We start from the raw sequence: 22,896 nt of genomic DNA, 5'->3' as shown, positions 1-22,896 counted from the left end.
CTGCTGTCGTTCAGGAAAGCCAGCGGGGGACTTCACCAGGAGTGACCATGAGCGTTCAAGAGCAGTTGCGCGGCGGCGCACCGGATCTCGACGACTTCCCCACGCTGTGCAGCGTCCCGCTGCGTCCGGACTGGTTCGACGACGAGGAAGAAAACCCGGCAGCGGGCGTCGTCCGGGGCACGGACTGATCGGCAGGAAATCGTCTGTGTCGCAGTTGGACCGTGACCGCACCTCCGGGAATTGTCGGCGGACGACTCGTGGAGTGGTGCACGCGGCTGTTCTGTGAACTATCGAGAGGCATCCCGTGAACATCGCACTCGTGACCTCCAGCGCCTTTCCCGGCAGCGACTGGTCGGATCGCGACACCCCCGTCCTGCGAGCTTGCCTGGAGGAACAGGGCTGCACGACGCAGATCCTCGCCTGGGACGACTCCGACGGTGTCGACTGGACCGCGTTCGACGTGGTCGCCGTGCAGTCCCCGTGGAGCATGTGGCTCAAGCTGGCGCAGTTCCGGGACTGGGTGGACTCCCTGCACCGGCAGGGCGTGCGGCTGGCGAACCCGCACGCCGTCATCGTGAGCGGTATGAGCAAGGAATACCTCCCCGAGGTCGAGCAGCACGGTGCCAGGACGATCCCGACCACGGTGGTCCGGCCGGGGGAGCGAATCGGTGCTGTGGCGGCGGAAGCGCTCGCGAACGCCGAACGTGAGTTCGGAGAGGCCGCCGTCGTCGTCAAGCCCGTCTCGTCGGGAGGCACGCTCGGCGCCGCCAGGGTCACCGAGGAGCAGGACCTGGTCGACAGGCTCGCGGCCTTCGAGGAAGCCGGCGTGACCGCGTGCGTCCAGCCCTACGTCTCCACGATCGATTCGCTGGGGGAAAGCGGGATCATCATGATCGACGGTGAGGTCTCCCACGCGATCACCAAGGACGCCATCCTCGCGCCGGGCCGCGTCGGAACGCAGTTCCACCCGAACGCCCGTGCCGGCCACGTCGAACACGGCGACGACCTCACCGACATCCACACCGCGTACGACGCCTACCTGAAGACCGTTCCGGTCCACCCGGTGTCGGTACGGCTCGACTTCCTGCGCCACCCCGTCACCGGCAGGCTGCTGCTCCTGGAGATCGAATCGGTGGCACCTGTGAAGTTCTTCCACCTCCACCCGGAGGCGGCGGCGCGCTACGCCCGGTCCTTGATCGCCGTGGCGGCCGGGAGCGACCTGATCCGGTCTTGATCTGGTGATGACCTCGCGCGGCCGGCTTCCAGGTCGGCCGGGGCACGACAGACCTTCGTTCACGACACCGACACCACAACGGAACTCCTCCGTTGTTCCCGCGTGTTTTCAGGTTGGCGTCGAGCTGATCTCATCGTACTCGTCAAGAAGAGAGCGAACATGTGCAATTCGCTGATTTCCGCCGATCATGAGAAAGATGGCAGTGCACTGGAGGTCGTCGCGTCACCCGCACCGCGGAAGCCCTCCACGCCAACGAGTGCTGCGGCCACGACGGAAGAATCTTCCTGGCACGTCAAGGCTTCGCAGCCGGTCAACTACGAAGTCCGTCTGTGCCAGGGCGTTTTCGACCCGAACCGCACAGATCTGCTCCACGCGGGCAGCCCGGACGGACACCGGACACGCCGCCGGTTCGTCGTCGTCGACGAAACCGTCGACAGGCTGTACGGAACAGCCATGAGACAGTACTTCGAGCACCACGGCGTCACTTGCGAGATCATGGTGGTCCAGGCGGGCGAGGTGCGCAAGGAGATCGACGTCGTACTGCGTTTCGTGGAGCGGCTCGACGCCTTCGGAATCGATCGCAGGCGCGAGCCGGTCATCGTGGTGGGCGGCGGTGTCGTGATGGACATCGTGGGACTCGCCGCCAGCCTCTACCGGCGCGGAACGCCGTTCATCAGGGTGCCGACGACCCTGGTCGGTCTGGTCGACGCCGGGGTCGGCGTGAAGACCGGGGTGAACTTCAACGGTCACAAGAACCAGCTGGGCACGTATTCGGCAGCGACGCTCACCCTGCTCGACCGCGGCTTCCTCGCGACGCTGAGCCGCCGGCACATCAGCAACGGGCTCGCCGAGATCCTGAAGGTCGGCCTGATCAAGGACGAAGCACTCTTCGACCTCCTCGAGCGGCACGGCCGGCTGGTCCTGGACGAGAACTTCCAGGGACGGTCGCCGGAGGGGGCCGACGCCGCCACCGCCATCCTCGAAGCCGCGATCACCGGCATGCTGGAAGAGCTCGAGCCGAACCTGTGGGAAGAAACGCTGGAACGCAGCATGGACTACGGGCACACCTTCAGCCCCGCGGTCGAGATGCTCGGCCTTCCCACGATGCTGCACGGCGAAGCGGTGTGCCTCGACATGGCACTGAGCACCGTCCTCGCCCACCGGCGCGGACTCGTGAGCGAGGACGAGTGCCGACGGGTGTTCGCGGTGATGTCCGATCTCGAACTGCCCACCTGGAGCCCGTTGCACACGCCGGAGGTCCTCGGGCACGCGCTGCACGCGACAGTCCGGCGGCGCGACGGGCAGCAACGACTGCCGCTGCCCGTCGGCATCGGGAACACCGTCTTCGTCAACGACGTCTCGGACGAGGAACTGGTCGCGGCCATCGAACTCCAGCGGGACATGGCCGCGGGCAGTTCGGCGGAGGTTGCGTGAGGCCCGGCGGGGCGAGGCCTACCACAAGGTTTGGCCTCCCTCGATCGCGAGGTTGTGGCCGGTCATGTAGTCGGAGACCTCGCTGGCCAGGTAGACGGCGGCGCCCTGCAGGTCGCTGACCTCACCCAGCCGTCCGGCCGGGATGTTCGACACCCACTCGTCCACCAGGGGCGCCAGCGCCTCGGACTCCTCGATCAAGGCGGTCCTGATGATTCCCGGCGAAATGCAGTTCACCCGGATCCCGCGGTCGGCCCACTCGGCGGCCAACGTCCGGGTCAGGCTGACCACCGCCCCCTTGGAAACGTTGTACGAGACCTGCTTCTGCGGATGAGGCACGATCATCGACGCCATCGAGGCGGTGTTGATGATTTTTCCGTAGCCGTGCGGGAACATCGCCTTCGCTTCGTGCTGGCAGGCGATGAACACTCCCCTCAAGTTGAGGTTGTGCACCATGTCCCACTCTTCGAGCGTTGTTTCCTCGGCGGCGGAGTTGAGGTTGATGCCGGCATTGTTCACCGCGATGTCGAGTCGGCCGAACTGCTCCACCGTCGTGCGCACGAAGCTTTCGACGGAACTTTCGTCGGCGGCGTCGGCCTGGATCGAGATCGCTTTCACGCCCTTTTCCAGCAATTCGCCGGCGACCTCCTCCGCGCGTTCCGCGCTGAGGTCGACGACCGCCACCTGGGCGCCCGCTTCGCCCAGGGCGTGCGCGAACGCGCGTCCGATGCCCTGTCCCGCCCCGGTCACGAGAGCCGTTCTGCCGGTGAGCCGGAACCGGTCCAAGATTGAACGGGTCGCGGCAGGAGACTGGGCGTCGCCGGAAATTTCGTCCATGTCTGCACTCGTTTCTGGGCCGATGGGAAACTAGTCGCTCGACACTATACAGATCCTGGCCGCGTTGCGGCAGAATTAATTCGAGGAGTGTCATGGACCTACCGTTCGACCAGAGCCGCATGGACGCGCTGATGGAAAAGGCCGGCGCCGATGTGGTGATCGCGACGACCCGTTTCTCCATCCAGCACCTGCTCGGCGGATACCGGTACTTCTTCTTCGCCAACCTCGACGCGATCGGCGTGTCCCGATATCTTCCGGCGCTCGTGTACGTCAAGGGCTCGCCGGAGAATTCGTTCTACATCGGGTGCGGCAACGAGGAGTGGGGAACCTCCGTTTTCCCGCTGTGGGTCCCCGATGTCCGCAACCGGTCGTGGTCGAGCGTGGACACCGCGAACTCGATCGTCGGCGGGCTGCGGGAGCGCGGCCTGGACAACGCGGTCATCGCGGTGGAGAAGGCCTTCCTGCCGTTCGACGCGGCCGAGGTGCTGCGCGCCGCGCTGCCGGGGGCGGCGCTGGTGGAAGCTCATCCGGTCCTCGAAGCCATCCGGGCGATCAAAACCCCCGAAGAGCTCGAGCTGGTGCGAACCGCCTCCGTGGGGATCATCGACTCCATGGCGGCCACCTTCGCCGCCTCGCGGCCCGGCGACACCAAGATCGACATAGTCGAGCGGTTCCGTCGCGAGCAGACCGATCGGGGACTGGTGTTCGACTACTGCCTGGTGTCGTGCGGCAGCGAGTTCAACCGCGCGCCGTCGTCGAGGGTGTGGCGGGAAGGAGAAGCGCTCTCGCTCGACTCCGGCGGGATGTACCAGGGGTACATCGGCGACCTGGCCCGCATGGCGGTGGCGGGTGAGCCCACCGGCTTGATGAACGACCTGCTCGCCGAAGTCGAGTCGGTGCAGCAGGGCGTGCGTGCCGCGGTGACGCCCGGCCGGCGCGGCGGAGACGTCTTCGACCTGGCCGACAAGGCGCTGGCCGCGTGTCCTCACGCGGACGAGATGTTCTTCGTCGCCCACGGCATGGGTCTCATCACGCACGAGGTCCCCCGGCTGACCGGTACCGGTCCGGTGCCCTACCCCGCGGACCACGCGGAAGCCCCGCTCGAGGTGGGCATGGTGCTGTCCCTGGAGACGACGCTGTCCAACCCCGAGGTCGGCATCGTCAAGCTGGAAGACACCCTGATCGTCACGGAGGACGGGTGGGAAGCACCCGGAGACGAGGCGCGCGGGTGGAACCGGCCGCTGTCAGGCGGCGGCAGGTGAGCTTGCGATCCCGCATGGCCGGCGGCGATCCGCTGCTCGGCCTGATCCTCAAGGTCCCCGCCCACTCCGCGGTGGAACTGGCCGGGCACCTGGGTTTCGACTTCGTGCTGCTCGACACCGAGCACGCGGCCGCCGAGACCGTCGAGGTGGAGCACCACGTCAGGGCGGGCGAGGCCGCCGGCATCCCGGTGCTGGTGCGTCTCGCCGGGAACGATCCCGCCGCCGCGCTGCACGCACTCGACGCCGGCGCGGCCGGAATCGTCGTGCCCCACGTGTCGGACGCCGCGGACGCCGAAGCCGCGGTCCGCGCCGCCCACTACCCGCCCCGGGGAATTCGCAGCCTCGCGGTGAGCACCCGGGCGGGACGGCACGGCACCCGCACCCTGGAAGAGCACCTGGCCGAGGCCGCTCGCGAGACGGTGGTCGTGGTCCAGGCCGAGGACCGGGACTCCGTCCGGAACTGCGACGCGATCGCCGCGACCGACGGCGTCGACGCCGTGTGGATCGGCCCGACCGACCTGTCGCTTTCCCTGGGCGTGCCGGGGAACTTCGGCCATGCGGACTACCGAGCGGCCGTCGACCGGGTGGTCGAGGCGGTGGTGTCGGCGCCGCAGTGCGCGTTGTGCGCCCTGGTGGATCATCCCGGCAAGGTCGGCGAGTGGCGAGAACGCGGCGCCAGCGTCCTCCTCTTCAACTTCAACACCGTGGTGGTGGAGGGTTTGCGCGCCATCGTGAGCAGCGTGCGCCAGTAGCGGACGAAGTGGATGCGTCCGGTCCCGGCAGACGAGGCCGCCTTCCCGACTTCCGGGAAGGCGGCCTCGTGCCACGAGGGAACTGGGCTGAACCGCCGGCGCCTTCGGCCTGAAGTCCACTGTGGACGGGTCGTTCGCACTCGACGGGTTCGCGGAGGACGGACCGGTAGTCGAGCCGTCGTCCGCGCCCTGCCAAGCGCTCGGTTGGTGCGGATCGACTCCGACCACGCGGAGACGCCCGCTGATCGTGGTGAACGGGCGGTGTCTGTCCGGGTGGACGTCGCGGAAGTGCTCCCGCGGCCATAGCACATCGCGCTAGCCGCGAACCGGAGTAAGGCGCCCCGCCATCCGGATCCATTCGTCAGGTTACGTACGTGAGAAAGTTTCAGCACCCTCTCGACGCCGCCTCGGGTTTGTGCGTACGGTGAGCGCGTTGTCACCGTACCGGTCAGTAGGAACCCTAGCTGAATTCCTTTCTCCCCACCCCTGCCGGGTGAGGAAGTGAGCGCAGTGAACATGCTGTCGGATCGTGAACGGGTGCTGTGCCTGAGTCCCTTCGGCACGCCCAACCCGGCCCTCGTGGTCGCCGCCGAACGAGCGGGCGGGCTCGGTGTGCTCGACCTCGGGCCCCAGGCTGCCGCCGACCTCGACCGCGTCTGTGCGCGGCACCCGCACGCGTTCGGCGTCAGGCTGCACGGACCGCTGGCAGTGCCGCTGCCCGAGGCCGTCGACACGGTGGTGGTTGATCTCGCCCGGCACCGGCCCGAGCGCGCTGAGCTGGGTGAACGCCGCGTCCTGGTGGTGGTCACCTCGGTGGCGGAGGCCGTTGCGGCGACCGAGTACGGGGCCACCGGACTGATCGCCAAGGGTGCCGAGTCCGGCGGCCGAGCGGGTGGTTCTCCTGCGTTCGTGCTGCTCCAGCAGGTGCTCGCGCTGACCGATCTGCCGGTCTGGGCGGCCGGGTCGATCGGCCCCGACACGGCTGCCGCGGCCGTCGCCGGCGGTGCTCGCGGAGTGGTGCTGGAAGGGCAGCTCGCGCTCGTCGCGGAAGCTCGAAAACACATTTCCGGCGAATTTGTCAACGCGATCCGGATGATGGACGGCGCCGACACCGTCGTGATCGACGGGGTGCGGGTGCATGTTCGTCAAAACGCGCTCGAAATCGGCCAAGAAGGTTGCTTGGCCGATTTCTACCGTAGCTCGTACGGCACCGTCGGTGGTGTCGTGGGCGCGATTGTGCGCGGGATTCGCGAGAATCTCACCCTGGCGGGTGAGCGCCGCCCGATCCGGCCCGCCGGACCGTTCTGCGACCGCGTCCCCGGCCTGCGCTACCCGATCGCACAGGGCCCGATGACCCGCGTCAGCGACCAACCGGCGTTCGCCGCCGCCGTCGCCGAAGGCGGTGCGCTGCCGTTCCTCGCGCTCGCCTTGATGGAGGGTCCGGCCGTCCGCACGCTGCTGGAGGACACCGCCGCGAGGCTCGGCGACCGGCCGTGGGGCGTCGGCCTGCTCGGCTTCGCGCCGCCGGAACTGCGGGCGCGGCAGATGGAGGCCGTGCTGGCGGTGCGGCCGAAGTACGCGATCGTCGCCGGCGGCACGCCCACGCAGGCCCGTGAACTGGAGGACGCCGGCATCGAGGCGTTCCTGCACGTGCCGTCCCCCGCCCTGCTGCGGCGGTTCCTCGACGAGGGCGCGCGCAAGTTCGTCTTCGAGGGCTCGGAGTGCGGCGGGCACACCGGTCCGCGGTCCGGCTTCACCCTGTGGCAGCAGCAGATCGACGTGCTGCGCGGCCGGGAGGCCGACGTCGTCGCGTTGTTCGCCGGTGGGATCCACGACGCCCGCTCGGCCGCGATGATCTCCGCCATGACCGCGCCGATCGCGGCACGGGGTGCGGCCGTGGGCGTCCTGGTCGGCACGGCCTACCTGTTCACCGAGGAAGCCGTCACGCACGGCGCGATCCAGCCGGTCTTCCAGCAGGTCGCGCTGGAGTGCGAGGACACCGCGCTGCTGGAGACCTCGCCCGGCCACGCGGTCCGCTGCGCGCAGACGTCCTATGTGGACACCTTCGAACGCGCGCGGGCCGAGGTGTCGGGCCTGTCGAAGCAGGAGAGCTGGGAGCGGCTCGAACAGCTCAACCTCGGCCGACTGCGCCTCGCGAGCCGCGGCCTCGTCCGAGACGACGACGGGCTCCGGCAGGCCGGCGAGGACGAGCAGCGCCGCGAGGGCATGTTCATGATCGGCCAGGTCGCGACGCTGCGGTCCGAGCGCACCACGATCGCCCGGCTGCACGAGGACATCGTCTCCGGCGTGCTCCCCGGGACGGACGAGGAGCCGACCGGCTCGGCGCCGCTGGACGTCGCCATCGTCGGCATGGCCGCGATCATGCCGGGCGCCCGCGACGTCGCCGAGTTCTGGGCGAACGTCCTGGCGGGCACCGATTCCATCACCGAGGTCCCGCCGGAGCGCTGGTCGCCCGAACGCTACGGGAGCCCGTTCACCAAAGGCGGTTTCCTGCCGCGCACGGCGTTCGACCCGCTCGCCTACGGCATCCCGCCCGCCTCGCTGACGTCCATCGAACCCGCGCAGCTGCTGGCGCTGGAGGTGTCGGCCAAGGCGCTCGAGGACGCGGGCTACGCCACCCGCGTGTTCGACCGCGAGCGCACGTCGGTGATCTTCGGCGCCGAGGCCGGAGCCGACCTCGCGAACGCCTACACCGTGCGCACCGCGTTGCCCGCGCTGGGGATCCGCGGCCTGGACGACCACCTGCCCGCGCTCACCGAGGACTCGTTCCCCGGCGTGCTCGGCAACGTGATCGCGGGCCGCGTCGCGAACCGCCTCGACCTCGGTGGCGCGAACTACACCGTCGACGCCGCCTGCGCGTCCAGCCTCGCCGCGCTCGACGTGGCGTGCAAGGAACTCGTCGGCGGCACCAGCGACATGGTCCTGTGCGGCGCGGTGGACCTGCACAACAGCGCGCACGACTACCAGATGTTCGCCTCCGTGAAGGCGTTGTCCGCCCGTGGCCGCTGCGCCACGTTCGACTCGGCGGCCGACGGCATCGCGCTGGGGGAGGGCGTGGCCGCGGTCGTGCTGAAGCGCCTCGCCGACGCCGAACGCGACGGCGACCGGATCTACGCCGTGGTCAAGGGCATCGGCGCGTCCAGCGACGGCCGGTCGATGGGCCTCACCGCACCCCGTCCCGAAGGCCAGCAACGGGCCCTGCGCCGCGCCTACGCCTCCGCCGGGGTGCCGGTCACCGAGGTCGGCCTGGTCGAGGCGCACGGCACCGGGACCGTGGTGGGCGACCGCACCGAGCTCAGGTCGCTGACGGAGATGTTCGCGGGCGTCGAGCCCGGCACGTGCACGATCGGCTCGGTCAAGTCGCAGATCGGCCACACCAAGTGCGCTGCCGGGCTCGCGGGCGTGATCAAGGCGGCTCTGGCCGTGCACACCGGAGTCCGGCCCGGCACGCTGCACGTCAAGCAGCCCAACGCCTTCTGGGACGCGGCGACCAGTCCGTTCGCGTTCGGCCACCGCACGTGGGCGAGCAGCAACCGGGTCGCGGGCGTCAGCGCGTTCGGCTTCGGCGGCACGAACTTCCACACCGTCCTGGCCGGCTACACCGGTGCCGACGAGCCGTGGCACGGCCTGACCGCGTGGCCCGCCGAGCTGTTCCTGGTCCGCGGCTCCGATCCCGCCGCGGCACAACGGGAAGCCGCTCGCCTCTCGGCTCTGGTCGACGACCGCACCCCGTTGCGTTCGCTGGCGGCGGCGTGCGGCTCGGGCACGGTGCAGGCGGCGTTCGTGGTCAGCGATCACGCGTCGCTCCGCCGCGCTTTGTCCGACGTCGAGGCCTGGCGCGCGTCGGACGTGGTGTCGTTGCGCACGGGGGAGCGGCCGAAGATCGCGTTCCTGTACCCCGGCCAGGGCAGCCAGCGGCCGGGCATGCTGCTCGACCTCGTCACGGCCTTCCCGCGGCTGCAGGACTTCCTCGACGCGCGCTACGAGCGGGTCATGTACCCGCCGGGCGCGCTGACCGCCGAGGACGTCGCCCGCCAGCGCGCCGAGATCACCGACACCCGCAACGCCCAGCCGGCGCTCGGCATCGCCGGGCTCATGGTCACCGCGCTGCTGGACTCCGTCGGCGTGCGCCCGGACCTGGCCGGTGGCCACAGCTACGGCGAGCTGGTCGCGCTGTCGGCCGCGGGCGCGTTCGACGCCTCCGAACTGCTGGAGCTCAGCGCCGCCCGCGCCGAGGCGATGCTGGAGGCCGTGGGGGAGGACCCCGGCACGATGGCGGCGGTGTCCGCCCCGCTCGACGAGGTCGAGGCCCTGCTGCCCGCGGACGTCGTGGTGGCCAACCACAACGCGCCCGCGCAGGTCGTGATCTCCGGTACCACGCAGGCTGTGCGTCGTGCGGCCGAGGTGATGGCGGGCGCCGGGTTCGTCGTGAAGGACATCCCCGTCGCCGCCGCGTTCCACAGCCCGCTGATGGCCGGCGCCCGCGACCGCTTCGCCGCCCGTCTCCGACGCGTGTCCTGGGGCTCCCTGAGGTTCCCGGTGTGGTCGAACGTGTCCGCCGCGCCGCACGTGGACGTGCTCGACGGACTGTCCGCCCAGCTCTGCGGGCGCGTGCGCTTCGTCGAGCAGATCGAGTCGATGTACGCCGCGGGCGCGCGGATCTTCGTCGAGGCGGGCCCCGGCGGCGTGCTCGGCTCGCTGGTCGCCAAGACCCTCGGCGACCGCCCGCACACCGCCCTGCGCTGCGACGGCCACGTGACCTTCCTGCGCACGCTGGCGGCACTGGCGGTCGCCGGTGTCGAGGTGGACACCGCACCGCTGTTCGAGGACAGGGCCGAACCGGCGACGACCGTGCCGCGACGGGCGTCCTGGTACGTGGATGGAGGACTCGTGCGCGACGCGAACGGCGACGCACTGCCCGGTGGTCTCCGACCGGCGACCGAGATGCCCGTGGTGGGGGTCGGGCCGGGGGTGGGGCGTGACGAGATCGTCGAGAAGTTCCTGGACGGGATGCGGGACGCGGTCAGCGCTCAGCGGGACGTGCTGCTGAGCTACCTCGGCACCGCGCCCGCTTCCGTGCCGGGGAACGTACCGGCGGTGCGGCAGGTGGTCGAGGCGGTGCCCGACGGCGTCGTCGCTCCGGCCGGGACTGTCTCGCAGGCCGGTGCCGCGCCGCGGGAGGACGTGGCGACGGTCGTGCTGCGGACGATCAGCACGCGCACGGGTTATCCGGTGGAGATGCTGCAGCCGGGGCTGGACCTGGAAGCGGACCTGTCGATCGACTCGATCAAGCGGACCGAGATCGTCGGCGAGCTGGTGGCCGAGCTGGGTGCGACCGGCGCGGTGGACGAGCTGGCGCAGCTCAAGACCATCGACGGGATCGTCGCGTGGTTCGGCGAGACCTCCGGTGAAGAGACCACCTCGCCACGGGCGCTCACCGCACAAGCCGCAACCCCTGACTCTCCGCCCCCCGCGCAGCCCCCAGGACGCCTGGTCCGGCTCGTTCCCCGGGTGGTCCCCGTCGACCCGGCCGCCCCCACCGACCTCACCGGCACCGCCGTCCTGATCATCGACGACAACGGCATCGGGCTCGAGCTCGCCGACCTCCTCGAACGCCACACCGCCCGCCCCCGCGTCGAACCGGCCTTCCCGGCGGACCTGCGGGGCGTCGACGTCGTGGTGAGGCTCGGCGCGCGGCTGCCGGAGGCTTTCAGCGAGGTCAAGGCCTGCGTGACGAACGGCGTGAACCTGCTCGTCGTCACCACGGGCGGCGGCACGTTCGGCTTCGACCACCAGCCCGACGAACTGCCGGCCGACATCGGCCTGCACGGGCTGGTGCGCACCGCCGCGCTCGAGTACCCGGACCTCGTCGTGCGCTCGGTCGACGTCAACCCCAAGGAGAGCCACCGCGACATCGCCACCGCGCTGCTCGCCGAAATCGGGCCCGGCCCGGCGGTCGTCGGGTACCACGCCGGGAGGCGCCAGGTCGTCGAGGCGGTCGAACAGGACCTCGAGGCGAAGCCCCTCGGCCTCGACGCCGACAGCGTGGTGCTGCTGACCGGCGGTGCCCGCGGCATCACCGCCCTCGCGGCGCAGGCACTCACCGAACGCACCGGGTGCCACGTCGAGCTCCTCGGCCGGACCCCGATCGCGCCCGAGGACCACCGGCTCAGCCACGCCACCACCGAGGCCGAGCTCGTCAAGGCCCTGTTCGAGCAAGGGGAGAGGGACGACGTCCCGGCCAAGGCGCGCAGGGTCCTGGCCGAACGCGAGGTCCGCACCACCCTTGAACGCCTCAGGACCACCGCGTCGAGCGTCCGGTACCACGAGTGCGACGTGACCGACGCCGACGCCGTGGCCAGGGTCGTCGACGACGTCAAGGCCCGGTTCGGCCGCCTCGACGGCGTGGTCCACGGCGCCGGGGTGCTCGACGACAAGCTGATCGAGGACAAGACCCAGGAGTCGTTCGACCGCGTCTGGGCCACGAAGGTCAACGGCGCCAAGGCGTTCGAAGACGGCTTCCTCGTGTTGTTCGGCAGCGTCAGCGGCGTGTTCGGCAACCGCGGTCAGGCCGACTACTCGGCCGCGAACGACGCCCTCGACCGGATGGCGCGGTTCTGGGGTGCGCAGCGCCGGGTCGTCGCCGTCGACTGGGGTCCCTGGGCCGGTGCGGGCATGGCCGTCGGGCTGGCCGGGGAGTACGTGTGCCGCGGCATCCCGCTGATCGAGCCCGAGCGGGGTGTGGACGCGCTGCTGAACGAGATCGCCGGCGGTGAGGACGTGCAGGTGGTTTACCGATGGGAGGCGTAGCGATCGTCGGGATCGGCGCCGTCTTCCCCGGCGCCCCCGACGCGGCGACGTTCTGGCGCAACATCGCGGGTGGCGTCGACGCCGTCGGGCAGATCCCGCCGGGGCGCTGGGACCCGGCCACCTACTACGACCGGGGCGGCACCGGCGGCGACCGGTTCTACTGCCGCAGGGGCGGGTTCGTCGACGACCTCGCGGAGTTCGACCCGACGCGGTTCGGCATCATGCCGTCCACTGTGGACGGAGCAGAGCCGGACCAGCTGCTCGCCCTCGCCACGGCCGCGGAGGCCATCGCGGACGCCGGTGGGGAGGCGGCGCTGCCCGCACGCGACCGCGTCGGCGTGGTCGTCGGGCGCGGCGGCTACCTCACGCCCGGCTGTGCACGGCTCGACCAGCGGGTGCGGCTCGCCGACGAGGTCGTGTCGGTGGTCGGGGACCTCTTCCCGAACCTGGCGGGCGCGGAGCTCGACGCGGTCCGCCGGGCCATCCGCGACCGCATGGGGCCGGAGCAGCCGGAGTCGTCGATCGGTCTCGTGCCGAACCTCGCGGCGTCGCGGATCGCCAACCGCTTCGACCTCCAGGGCACCGCGTACACGGTCGACGCCGCGTGCGCGTCCGGGCTGGTCGCCGTCGAGCACGCCGTCCGCGCACTCCAGGAGGGCCGCGCGGACGCCATGCTGGCCGGCGCCGTCCACGTCTGCCACCACCCGACGCTGTGGAGCGTCTTCACCCAGCTCCGCGCGCTCAGCCCGACCGAGCGCATCCGGCCGTTCGACGAGAGCGCGGACGGCACGCTGCTGTCCGAGGGCGTGGGCATGGTCGTGCTCAAGCGGCTGGAGGACGTCGGCGACGAACGCGTCTACGCGGTGATCCGCGGCATCGGCACCGCGAGCGACGGCCGCGCGACGAGCATGATGACGCCCAACCCCGAGGGCCAGCTCCTCACGGTGCGACGGGCGTGGGCCGACGCGGGCCTCGACCCCCGCGAGAACCCGCCGGGGCTGATCGAGGCCCACGGCACCGCCACGCCCGCCGGGGACGCCGCCGAGCTGCGGACGATGATCAACGCGTTCGGCGGGCACGGCGACGAGATCGGCATCGGCACGGTCAAGTCGATGATCGGCCACGCCATGCCCGCCGCCGGCATGGCCGGGCTGATCAAGGCCGCGCTCGCCCTGCACCACAACACCCTGCCGCCGACCCTGCACGTCGACAACCCGCACCCCGCGTTGCGGGACACCAGGTTCACGCCGGTCCGGGAGGCCCGCGAGTGGGCCGGGCGGCACCGCGCGGTCGTCAACGCCTTCGGGTTCGGCGGCATCAACGCGCACGCCGTCCTGGACGGCCACACGATCGCGAAGCCCCGCAAGCCGGTCATGACCTTCGCCGCCGACACCGCCGAGGCGCTGGCCGAAGCGCTCAGGGACCGGCGCACCTCCCACGCCGACAGGGCGTTCCGGCTCACCGTCGGCAACCCGGACGAGCGCAAGCTCGAGCTCGCCGAACGCGTCCTGGCACAGGGCAAGGCGTGGCCCGGCAGGCACGACATCTGGTTCTCGCCCGAGCCGCTGCTGACGAGCACCGACCAGGTCGCGTTCCTGTTCCCCGGCTTCGAGCGCGAGTTCACCGGCGAGGTCGTCGACCACGCCGTCGGGCTCCTCCGGGACGGCAGGCGCGAAGCCCGCGAGCTGATGGCGCTCGGCATCACCCCCGGCGCGCTCGCCGGGCACAGCATGGGCGAGTGGACCGCGATGGTCGTCGGCGGCATCTACCCGACGATCGACGAGTTCGTCGCCGCGCTCGGACCCGGCGCGGTCGCGGTCGTCGACATCGCCTACGCCGCACTGGGCTGCTCCGCGGACGTCGCCGAGCGGCACCTCGCCGACGGCGTCACGCTCAGCCACGACAACTGCCCGCACCAGTCGGTGATCTGCGGACCGCTCGACCGGCTCGAAGAAGTCCTCGCCACCCTCAAGGCCCACGGCGTCATGGCGCAGCTGATGCCGTTCCGCACCGGCTTCCACACCCCGGCCCTGGCCCCGTACCTCGGGCGCGCCGGGGAGATGCTCGACAGCCTGCCGGTCCGCACCCCGGACATCCCGGTGTGGTCGGCGAACTCCCTCGAACCGATGGCCGCCGCGGAGGTGCGCGACCTGGTCCTGCGGCACCTCGTCGAGCCGGTCCGCTTCCGCCCGCTGCTGGAGAAGCTGCATGGCGGTGGATTCCGCGCGTTCGTCCAGATCGGACAGGGCAGCCTGCCGGGCTTCGTCGGCGACACGCTGCACGACAGGCCGCACCTCGCCGTGAACGCCGACATCGCACCGGAAGCGCTGTGGGCGTTCGGGCTCAAGCGCGGCACCGCGCACAGGGTCAAGCTGCGGCTCGGAACGCCGAAGATCCACCTCGACCCGCTCGGCACCGAACCCGTTGCCGTGGCCGACGACAGCCCGATGTCCGCGGCCGTGAACAAGCTCCTCGCCCACACCACCGCCGTCGCCCGCGAGGTCGTCAGCGCGCTCAGGCCGAACGAGGCCGGCTTCACCCGCGAGTTCTCGCTGCGGACCATGCCCGAGCTCGTGGACCACTCGGTGTTCCCGCAGGCGCCCGGCTGGCCCGACCTCGCCGACGGGTTCCCGATCGTGCCCGCGACCGGGCTGCTCGAGGTCTTCGCCGACGCCGCCCGCCGGCTCACCGGCGGCACCGTGCACGGCTTCGCGCGGGTCAGGGCCAAGCGCTGGCTCACGGCGCTGCCCGCGACGACGGTGAAGATCTCGGCCGGGGTGGAAGGACCCGGCCGCGTGCTGGTGAAGGTCGGCGACTACGCCGAAGGTGTCGTGCTGACCGCACCGCGGACACCCCAGCCGGTCGGCAGGCGACTCGAAGGCGTCCGCGACGCCCCGGTGACGGCCGCCGAGCTGTACCGGGACAACTGGATGTTCCACGGTCCGGCGTTCGCGGGGGTCAAGGAGATCGAGTGCCTGGCGGACAACGGGATCTCGGGGGTGCTGACGCCGTTGCCCGCTCCCGGTGCGCTGCTCGACAGCGCCGGGCAGCTGATCGGCCACTGGATGCAGGTCTGCCGCACCGAGGACCAGACCGTGCTGCCGACCGGCATCGAGCAGGTCGTCTTCCACGGCCCGGCGCCGGCCGGCGACGTCCACTGCACCGCGTGGATCCGCGAGGTCACCGCCCAGACGATGACCGCCGACGCCGAGCTGCGGGTGGACGGGGAGCTGTGGTGCCGCATCACCGGCTGGACCACCCGCCGGTTCACCACCGACGACCGGATCTGGCAGGTCAAGCTCCGGCCCGGCACCGAGATGCTGTCCACACGGGACGGTGAGTGGCTGCGGGTCGCCGAGAACTGGTCCGACAGCGCGACGCGCGACCTGATCATGCGCCGCTACCTGAACTCCGCCGAACGGCTGCACTACGGCGGACTGGACGTGCCGGCCCAGCGCGACTGGCTGCTGCGCGTCATCGCGTTGAAAGACGCCGTGCGCGCCTGGCTCTGGGACCGCGGGGCCGGGCCGGTCTACCCGGCGGAGCTGACCGTCGGCGCGGACACGCGGGTCCGCGGGGCCTTCGCCGTCCCGCACACCGACGTGACATCCGAACCAGGGCGAGCCGCCGCCCGAGTGCGAACGGAGAAGTGATGGACGAGGTGCTGCAGCAGGTCGCCAAGCTGATCACCGAGGTGGTCGGGCCGGACTTCCTGCTGGGCGTGGAGATCACCCGCGACACCACGTTCAGCGACGACCTGGGCCTGGAGTCGATCGAGTTCGTGGCGCTGGCGGACAAGCTCCACGCCCACTACGGCGTCGACCTCGTGGCGTTCCTGGCGGACATGGACATCGACGAGATCATGGCGATGTCCGTCGGCCGCCTCGTCGACCACATCACGGCCCGTGTCTGACGTCCACGCCCGAGGGCTGCGCTTCCACGTGCAACGGCTCGGGCCCCAGGACGCGCCGACCGTGGTGTTCGTCCACGGCCTGGTGATGGACAACCTGTCGAGCTTCTACTACACGCTCGCCGCTCCGCTGGCCCGGGCCGGGTTCGGCACCGTGCTGTTCGACCTGCGCGGGCACGGCTTGTCCGAGCGGCCGCCGTCCGGGTACACGCCGGAGGAGAGCGCGCTGGACCTCGTGGCCGTGCTCGACGGGATCGGCGTGACCGAGCCGGTCTTCCTGCTGGGCAACAGCTACGGCGGCGTCGTCGCGATGCACGCGGCGGTCCGGGCGCCCGAACGCGTCGGCGGCGTCGTGCTCGTCGAGTCGGCGGCCGGGGGAGTGGTCGGCGACGCGTGGTTCGAGGACATCACGAACACGCTGACCGTCGCGGCGCTGGGCCTGGAGTTCGACCGCACGCAGGACCAGCTGATGGCGCTGGGGCAGCGCAAGATCGCGAAGCTCGCCGTGAACGCCGATGCCCTGCTCAACGGCACCACGCTGATCGACGACCTCGGCTGCGGCGCGAAGCTCGACCTCACGCGGGTGCGGTGCCCGGTGCTCGGCGTCTACGGCGCCGAGTCCGAGCTGGTCGGCGCCGCTGCGGAGCTGTGCGAGCGGATCCCGTCGGCCCGGCTGCACGTCGTGCCCGGCCTGGGGCACACGGTGCTGCGCGAGGCCACCGCCGAGCTGCTCGACGTGCTGCTGGACTGGTTGCCGTCATGAGCCGGTTCCTCTTCGTGGTGCCGCCGCTGACCGGCCACGTCAACCCGACCGCCTCGGTGGGCGGTGAGCTGCTCGCACGCGGGCACGAGGTCGCGTGGGTCGGGCACCCCGGCACGCTCGCGCCGTTGCTCCCGGACGGGGCGAGGACCTTCCCGGCCATCGACGACGTCCTGGAAGCCGGCATCCGCGCGAAACGGGAGCGCTGGCTCGCGTTGCGCGGGATGGCGGTGCTCAAGTTCTTCTGGGAGGAGTTCCTGATCCCGCTGGGGCACTCGATGGTGCCCGGCGTGGAGACGGCGGTGCGCGCGTTCCGGCCGGACGTCGTCGTGGCTGACCAGCAGGCGTTGGCCGGGCCGGTGGTGGCGAGGGGCGCCGGGCTGCCGTGGGCGACGTCGGCGAGCACGTCCGCCGAGCTGGTCAACCCGCTCAGGACGATGCCGAAGGTCGACGCCTGGGTGCGGGGCCTGCTGCACGGCTTCGCGGGCGGGGACGTCCGCTTCTCCGAGGAGCTGGTGCTGGTCTACAGCTCGAAGGCGTTGGTGGCGGGGGAGTTCGGCGACGAGGTGGCGTTCGTCGGTCCCGCCCTGGCGCACCGGGTCGAACGGGTGGGCTTCCCGTGGGAACGGCTGGCCGGTGGACGGCGGTTCCTGATCTCGCTGGGAACGCTGAACGGGCCCGCCGGCGAGCGCTTCGTGGACCAGGCGCTGGACGCTGTCGCGGGACTGGACCTGCAGGCCGTGGTGGTCGCGCCGCCGAGGCCCGCCCCGGAGAACGTCCTCGTGGTCCCGTCCGTCCCGCAGCTCGCCCTCCTGCCGCACCTCGACGCGGTCGTCACCCACGGCGGCCACAACACGGTCTGCGAAGCGCTCGCCCACGGGCTCCCGCTCGTCGTGGCCCCGATCCGCGACGACCAGCCGACCGTCGCCGCCCAGGTCGTCGCGGCCGGAGCGGGCGTCCGGCTGACCTACTCGCGGGCACGGGCGGCGGACATCCGCAGCGCACTGCGGTCCGTGCTGGACGAGCCGGAGTACGCGGCCGCCGCCGGGTCGGTGCGCGAATCGTTCCTGGCGGCGGGCGGCGCGGCGGCCGCGGCCGACCGACTCGAGAAGGTGGTGGCCGGGTGATCCTCAGCGTGGTGGTGGTGCTGGTCGTCCTGCTGGACGTGGTGCGCCTGCGAGCCCGCGCGTCCAAGCTGCGGGTGCTCTCCCGGGGAGCGGGCGAGCACACCCTGCTCACCGCCACCGGGGTGCACCCGGAGGGCTCGTGGGCGACCGACGACGACCTGGTCGACCTCGTGCCCCGCGACCTGCCGGTGGTCGCGGCGCTCGACCTGCTCGGCGCCGTCGACCCCGGCAGGTACCGCGAGGACCGGTGGGCGCGCGGGATCAGTGCGTCGCAGGCCGTGCTGGTGCGTGAGAAGTACCGGGAGGACGTGAACCCCGACGACCCGACGGAGTTCGTCGCGTACGTGCGGCGGGTCAAGGACCACGTGCACGCGGAGGTCGACATCGCGGTCGCGCCGGGGCTGGAGGCCGGGCCGTACGACCTCGGCTGCCGCGCGGCGACGTTGCGGCAGATCGGCAAGAGGCCGTCGCTGTGGATCGCGGGCTCGGTCATCGGCTACGCGGCCGTGCTCGGCGCCCTGGTCACCGACTGGCGGTGGGGTCTCGTCGCGCTGGCCGCCTACTCGGCGCACCCCCTCCTGGTGTTCGCCGGCACGCCGCTGCGGCCACGCGACCTGTGGGTGCCGCGGGTCCTGCGCACGCCCTACCTGTGGTTCAAGACGGCGGGCGGCAGGAAGTCCACGGCGGAGAAGCGGCAGGCCGCGCACCTCGAGCAGGCCGCGCCCTGGTACGAGCAGAACCGCGACCGGAACTTCCACGAGTCGCGGCGCGAGAACTGCCCCTCGTGCGGCGGCACCGAGCTGCGCCGCTGGGTGACCGCGCACGATCTGGTGCAGCGCAAGCCCGGCACGTTCACCATGGACCGCTGTGTCCGATGTGGACACGTCTGGCAGAACCCGCGGCTGACCGAGGAGGGCCTGGGCTTCTACTACCGCGACTTCTACGACGGCCTCGGCGAGACGTCGGCGGAGGCGGTGTTCTCCGGCAAGACCGAGCCGTACTACGGCCGGGCGCGCATGGTGGAGCCGTTCGTGCGACCCGGGCGGTGGCTCGACGTCGGCTCCGGGCACGCGCACTTCTGCCTGGGGGCCAAGGAGGTGCTGCCCGGCACGAGCTTCGACGGGCTCGACCAGGGCGCGGCCATCGAGGACGCGGCCCGCCTCGGCCGGATCGAGAACGCCTACCGCGGCAGCTTCAAGGACTTCGCGGGCGAGCTCAAAGGCCGCTACGACGTGATCAGCATGCACCACTACCTGGAGCACGTGCGCGATCCGTGGGAGGAGCTCGACATCGCGGCGGACGTGCTGCCCGACGGCGGCTACCTGCTGATCGAGCTGCCGGACCCGGAATGGCGGCTGGGCAGGCTCTTCGGGCAGTACTGGATGCCGTGGTTCCAGCCGCAGCACCAGCACATGATGCCGATCGGCAACCTCGAGAAGACGCTCGCCGAACGAGGACTGACCACTGTGGCCACCGAGCGCAAGGAAGCCCACCTCTGCAACGACTTCACGCTCGCGTTGCTGCTGTGGCTCGGCGACAGGGCACCGCGCACGCCGGCGCCGTGGCGTCCGGAGGCGGTGCGGCTGCGCCGGACCCGCAGCTTCCTGGTGTGGACGTTCGGCATCCCGGCGTTCTTCGCCGCGATGCTGCTGGACCAGACGGTGAACCGGTTCCTGGCCCACCGCACCGGCAACGGCAACGCCTACCGGCTGCTCGCGCGGAAGACCCCGCGGGTATGACGGACCTCGCGGACAGGCCCGAACTGGCGCCGGAGCTCAGGCTGGTGCCGCACGCGTTCCGGCGCACGTTCGGCAGGCCCGCCCGGGGCGTCTGGTACGCACCGGGGGTGCTGAACCTGCTCGGCGGCGCGGTGAAGGTGCCCGCCAAGTGGGGTGCGATCGTGGCGGGGGACGGGCGGGACGACGGCCTGCTCGAGCTCGTGTCGGTGAACCGGCCGGTCGAACGCGCCCTGCTGCCGTCCGGCGACGTCCCGGCGTGGGCTGCGGGGGTGGACGCCACCGGCGGCGCCACGCTGATGTGCAGCGTGGACCTGCCGCAGGGGAGTGGACTGTCCGCCGCCGAGGCCCTGAGGACCGCGGTGGGGCTGGCACTGCGCGACCTCGCGGGCGCGCCGTTCGAAGAACCCCGCGCGGCAGCGCTCGACCTGCCGGGGCAACGGCTGCTCGTCGTCGACACCAGGATCAGGCGCGGGGAACCCCAGCGGGAACGGCCGTTCACCGCGGACCTCGGCGACCTGGGCGCCGCTCTGACGGCGTACCACCGGGCCCAGGACCCGGACCCGGAGCAGGACGCCGTGGTGCGGACCGCTCTCCTGGCCGGCGCGCGAGGGGCGAGCACGCTGATCGACCCGCCGGGCAGGCCCGCTGTCGCACTCGTCGACGCGGACCTGGTCCCGGCGGTCAAGAAGGCGATCACGGAGGCGGTGGAGGTCCCTCCCCGCTACCTCACGATCGTTCCCGGTCCCTTCAACACAGCGGCTTCACGGTGAACTCGGCGCGGCGCAGGTTCTTGGAGTTCGGGCCCACCAGCAGGACGAACTCGCCGGGCTCGACCACCCGGTTGCCCGCCGCGTCGACGATCGTGCACGCGGCCACGGGGAGCTCCAGGTCCACCTTCACCGTCTGACCGGGCTCGACGTCGACCTGCTTGAACGTCTTCAGCTCCTTGTCCGCCCAGCTCACCGACGTGACGGCGTCGCTGACGTAGACCTGCACGGTCTCCCGCGACGGCCGTGACCCGGTGTTCGTGAGCTCGATGCACGCCTTGACGGTCTCGTCCGGGCGCAGCACCGCCGTCTCCACCAGCAGATCGCCGTACTCGACCGTCGTGTACGACAGGCCCTCGCCGAACGCGAACGCCGGCTCCTGCGTCAGGTCGGCGTAGCGCGTGCCGTGCTGGCCGCGGATCTGGTTGTAGTACGTCGGCTGCTGGCCGGCGTGCGCGGCGAACGAGATCGGCAGGCGGCCGCTGGGCTCGACCAGCCCGTGCAGCACCTCGGCGATCGCGCGGCCGCCCTGCATGCCGGGGTTCGCGACCCACAGCAGCGCCGCGGCGTTGCGCGCCGACGCGGGCAGGACCAGCGGCTTCGACGCGAGCAGCACCACGACGAGCGGCGTGCCGGTCTCGGCGAGCGCGTCGAGCAGCGCGATCTGGCCCCCGATCAGGTCCAGCGTGGCGGTGGAGCGGCCTTCGCCGACCAGTTCGATCTGGTCGCCGACGACGGCCACGACGTAGTCCGCGTCCCGCGCGGCCGCGACGGCCTCGGCGATCAGCGCGGCGTCGGGCGCGCAGGGCCGCACGACCTTCGGGCGCGGCTGCCCGTCCGGGAACGTGTCGCCCTCGGGGTCCGGCTCCAGCGTGAGGATGTCGGCGCCGCGCGCGTAGGTGACCTCCTGCGACGACAGCTCGCGCAGGCCGTCCAGGACGGTCGTGATCATCTCGCGCGGGTGGCCGTTCGGCAGCCAGTCGGCCTGGCCGGACGAGCCCGCCCAGTCGCCGAGCTGGGTCTGCGCGTCGTCGGCGAGGGGGCCGACCACCGCGATCTTGCCCTTCGACTTCGCGAACGGCAGCACGCCGTCGTTGCGCAGCAGCACCAGCGAACGCCGTGCGACCTGCAGGTTCAGCGCCACGTGGTCGTCGTGGTTGATCATCGTGCGCTGGCGTTCGGCGTCGGGCCTGCGCGGGTTCTCGAACAGGCCGAGGTCGAACTTCAGCGTCAGGATGCGGGTGACGGCGCGGTCGAGGTCGGACTCGGCCAGCAGGCCCTCCTCGACGGCCTGCAGCGCGCCCTCGAAGAACCGCGGCGTCGTCATGATCATGTCGTTGCCGGCCTTCACGGCAGCCGCGGCGGCGTGCATGTAGTCGGGCTGCAGCTTCTGCTCCCAGACCATGCGGCCGACGTTGTCCCAGTCGGTGATCAGGGTGCCCTGGTACCCCCACTCACCGCGCAGCACCTCGTCGAGCAGCCACGAGTTGACGGTGATCGGCACGCCGTCGGTGGACTGGTAGCCGAGCATGAACGTGGCGCAACCCTCGCGGGCGACCCGCTCGAACGGCGGCAGGAACCACGACCGCAGCTTGCGCCGCGACAGGTCCGCCTCGCTCGCGTCCCGGCCGCCCTGGGTCTCGGAGTACCCGGCGAAGTGCTTGGCGGTCGCGAGGATCGCCGTCTCGTCGGCGAGGCCGTCGCCCTGGTAGCCGCGGACCATGGCGGCCGCGAGCTCGCCGATCAGCACCGGGTCCTCGCCGAACGTCTCGTCCACGCGGCCCCAGCGCAGGTCGCGGGCGATGCACAGCACCGGTGAGAACGTCCAGTGCACGCCGGTCGCGGCGGCCTCGACGGCGGTGACGCGGGCGACCTGCTCGACGAGCCCGGGGTCCCAGCTCGCCGCCATGCCGAGCTGCGTCGGGAAGATCGTGGCGCCCTCGTAGAACGAGTGGCCGTGGATGCAGTCCTCGGCGATCAGCAGCGGGATGCGCAGCCGCGTCCGGGTGGTGAGGTCCTGGGCGCGCAGCACCCGCTCGGGCGAGGTGTGCAGGATCGAGCCGACGTGCTTGCGCAGCACGTGGTCGTCCAGGTCCTCCCTCGAGTCCAGCTGCATCATCTGGCCGACCTTCTCGGCCAGTGTCATGCGGCCGAGCAGGTCCGCGACCCGCTCCGCGGTCGGCAGCGTGGCGTCGAGGTAGGGCACGTCGTCGCGATCCATGTGGTCTCCGAGAGGGCTCGTGCGG

At 71.4% G+C, this 22,896-nt stretch carries 14 protein-coding genes; 12 read left to right on the top strand and 2 right to left on the bottom strand.

The genetic code is table 11. From position 1 onward, the window contains the following. The first annotated feature begins 47 nt into the window (after nucleotides 1-47). The 3 genes from V1227_RS11740 (at nucleotide 48) to V1227_RS11730 (ending at nucleotide 2,668) form a co-directional block, all read left to right on the top strand. The gene (locus V1227_RS11740; RefSeq protein ID WP_176959729.1) at nucleotides 48-188 is read left to right on the top strand and encodes a hypothetical protein; all 141 of its coding nucleotides are present in this window, start codon (nucleotides 48-50) and stop codon (nucleotides 186-188) included. Between the two features lie 116 nt (nucleotides 189-304). Beyond that, the gene (locus V1227_RS11735; RefSeq protein WP_329792543.1) at nucleotides 305-1,234 is read left to right on the top strand and encodes a hypothetical protein; all 930 of its coding nucleotides are present in this window, start codon (nucleotides 305-307) and stop codon (nucleotides 1,232-1,234) included. Nucleotides 1,235-1,561: 327 nt separating this feature from the next. Further along, nucleotides 1,562-2,668 carry a sedoheptulose 7-phosphate cyclase gene (locus tag V1227_RS11730; protein ID WP_329794004.1) on the top strand — a complete coding sequence of 369 codons (1,107 nt, stop codon included), beginning with the start codon at nucleotides 1,562-1,564 and terminating at the stop codon, nucleotides 2,666-2,668. Between the two features lie 18 nt (nucleotides 2,669-2,686). Here V1227_RS11730 and V1227_RS11725 read toward each other — a convergent pair whose 3' ends face one another. After that, the gene (locus tag V1227_RS11725) at nucleotides 2,687-3,502 is read right to left on the bottom strand and encodes an SDR family NAD(P)-dependent oxidoreductase (protein WP_329792542.1); all 816 of its coding nucleotides are present in this window, start codon (nucleotides 3,500-3,502) and stop codon (nucleotides 2,687-2,689) included. A 92-nt stretch (nucleotides 3,503-3,594) separates the two neighbouring features. On the opposite strand from V1227_RS11725, the gene V1227_RS11720 reads away from it, so the two are divergent. From V1227_RS11720 to V1227_RS11680, 9 genes are all read left to right on the top strand, one after another. Next, nucleotides 3,595-4,764, top strand: a complete 1,170-nt coding sequence (locus V1227_RS11720; protein ID WP_329792541.1) for a Xaa-Pro peptidase family protein — start codon at nucleotides 3,595-3,597, stop codon at nucleotides 4,762-4,764. Then, complete coding sequence (locus tag V1227_RS11715) at nucleotides 4,761-5,516, top strand: HpcH/HpaI aldolase family protein (RefSeq protein WP_329792540.1); 756 nt, start codon at nucleotides 4,761-4,763, stop codon at nucleotides 5,514-5,516. The genes V1227_RS11720 and V1227_RS11715 overlap by 4 nt, the downstream gene beginning before the upstream one ends. Nucleotides 5,517-6,017: 501 nt before the next feature. Then, nucleotides 6,018-12,347, top strand: a complete 6,330-nt coding sequence (locus tag V1227_RS11710) for an SDR family oxidoreductase (RefSeq protein WP_329792539.1) — start codon at nucleotides 6,018-6,020, stop codon at nucleotides 12,345-12,347. Then, on the top strand, nucleotides 12,335-16,000 hold the full coding sequence (locus V1227_RS11705) for a beta-ketoacyl synthase N-terminal-like domain-containing protein (RefSeq protein WP_329792538.1): 3,666 nt from the start codon (nucleotides 12,335-12,337) through the stop codon (nucleotides 15,998-16,000). The genes V1227_RS11710 and V1227_RS11705 overlap by 13 nt, the downstream gene beginning before the upstream one ends. Continuing rightward, the gene (locus V1227_RS11700; RefSeq protein ID WP_329792537.1) at nucleotides 16,000-16,260 is read left to right on the top strand and encodes an acyl carrier protein; all 261 of its coding nucleotides are present in this window, start codon (nucleotides 16,000-16,002) and stop codon (nucleotides 16,258-16,260) included. Before V1227_RS11705 ends, V1227_RS11700 begins: the two co-directional genes overlap by 1 nt. Beyond that, nucleotides 16,253-17,020 (top strand): alpha/beta fold hydrolase, encoded by a 768-nt coding sequence (locus V1227_RS11695; protein WP_329792536.1) that lies wholly within the window; start codon nucleotides 16,253-16,255, stop codon nucleotides 17,018-17,020. Before V1227_RS11700 ends, V1227_RS11695 begins: the two co-directional genes overlap by 8 nt. After that, nucleotides 17,017-18,144 (top strand): glycosyltransferase, encoded by a 1,128-nt coding sequence (locus V1227_RS11690; protein WP_329792535.1) that lies wholly within the window; start codon nucleotides 17,017-17,019, stop codon nucleotides 18,142-18,144. The genes V1227_RS11695 and V1227_RS11690 overlap by 4 nt, the downstream gene beginning before the upstream one ends. Further along, a complete protein-coding gene (locus V1227_RS11685; RefSeq protein ID WP_329792534.1) occupies nucleotides 18,141-19,883 on the top strand; it encodes a class I SAM-dependent methyltransferase in 1,743 nt (580 codons plus the stop codon). The genes V1227_RS11690 and V1227_RS11685 overlap by 4 nt, the downstream gene beginning before the upstream one ends. Continuing rightward, entirely contained in the window at nucleotides 19,880-20,653 is a 774-nt protein-coding gene (locus tag V1227_RS11680; RefSeq protein ID WP_329792533.1) for a hypothetical protein, read from the top strand. The genes V1227_RS11685 and V1227_RS11680 overlap by 4 nt, the downstream gene beginning before the upstream one ends. On the opposite strand, the gene V1227_RS11675 is transcribed toward V1227_RS11680, so the two are convergent. Beyond that, nucleotides 20,631-22,871, bottom strand: a complete 2,241-nt coding sequence (locus V1227_RS11675) for a glycoside hydrolase family 3 N-terminal domain-containing protein (RefSeq protein WP_329792532.1) — start codon at nucleotides 22,869-22,871, stop codon at nucleotides 20,631-20,633. The genes V1227_RS11680 and V1227_RS11675 overlap by 23 nt on opposite strands. Nucleotides 22,872-22,896: the final 25 nt, after the last annotated feature.

It is taken from the genome of Lentzea sp. DG1S-22 (genome assembly GCF_036321065.1).
GTDB lineage: Bacteria > Actinomycetota > Actinomycetes > Mycobacteriales > Pseudonocardiaceae > Lentzea > Lentzea jiangxiensis.
Note: the sequence above shows the minus strand (reverse complement) of the source record. Positions and strands in the feature narration are given on the sequence as shown.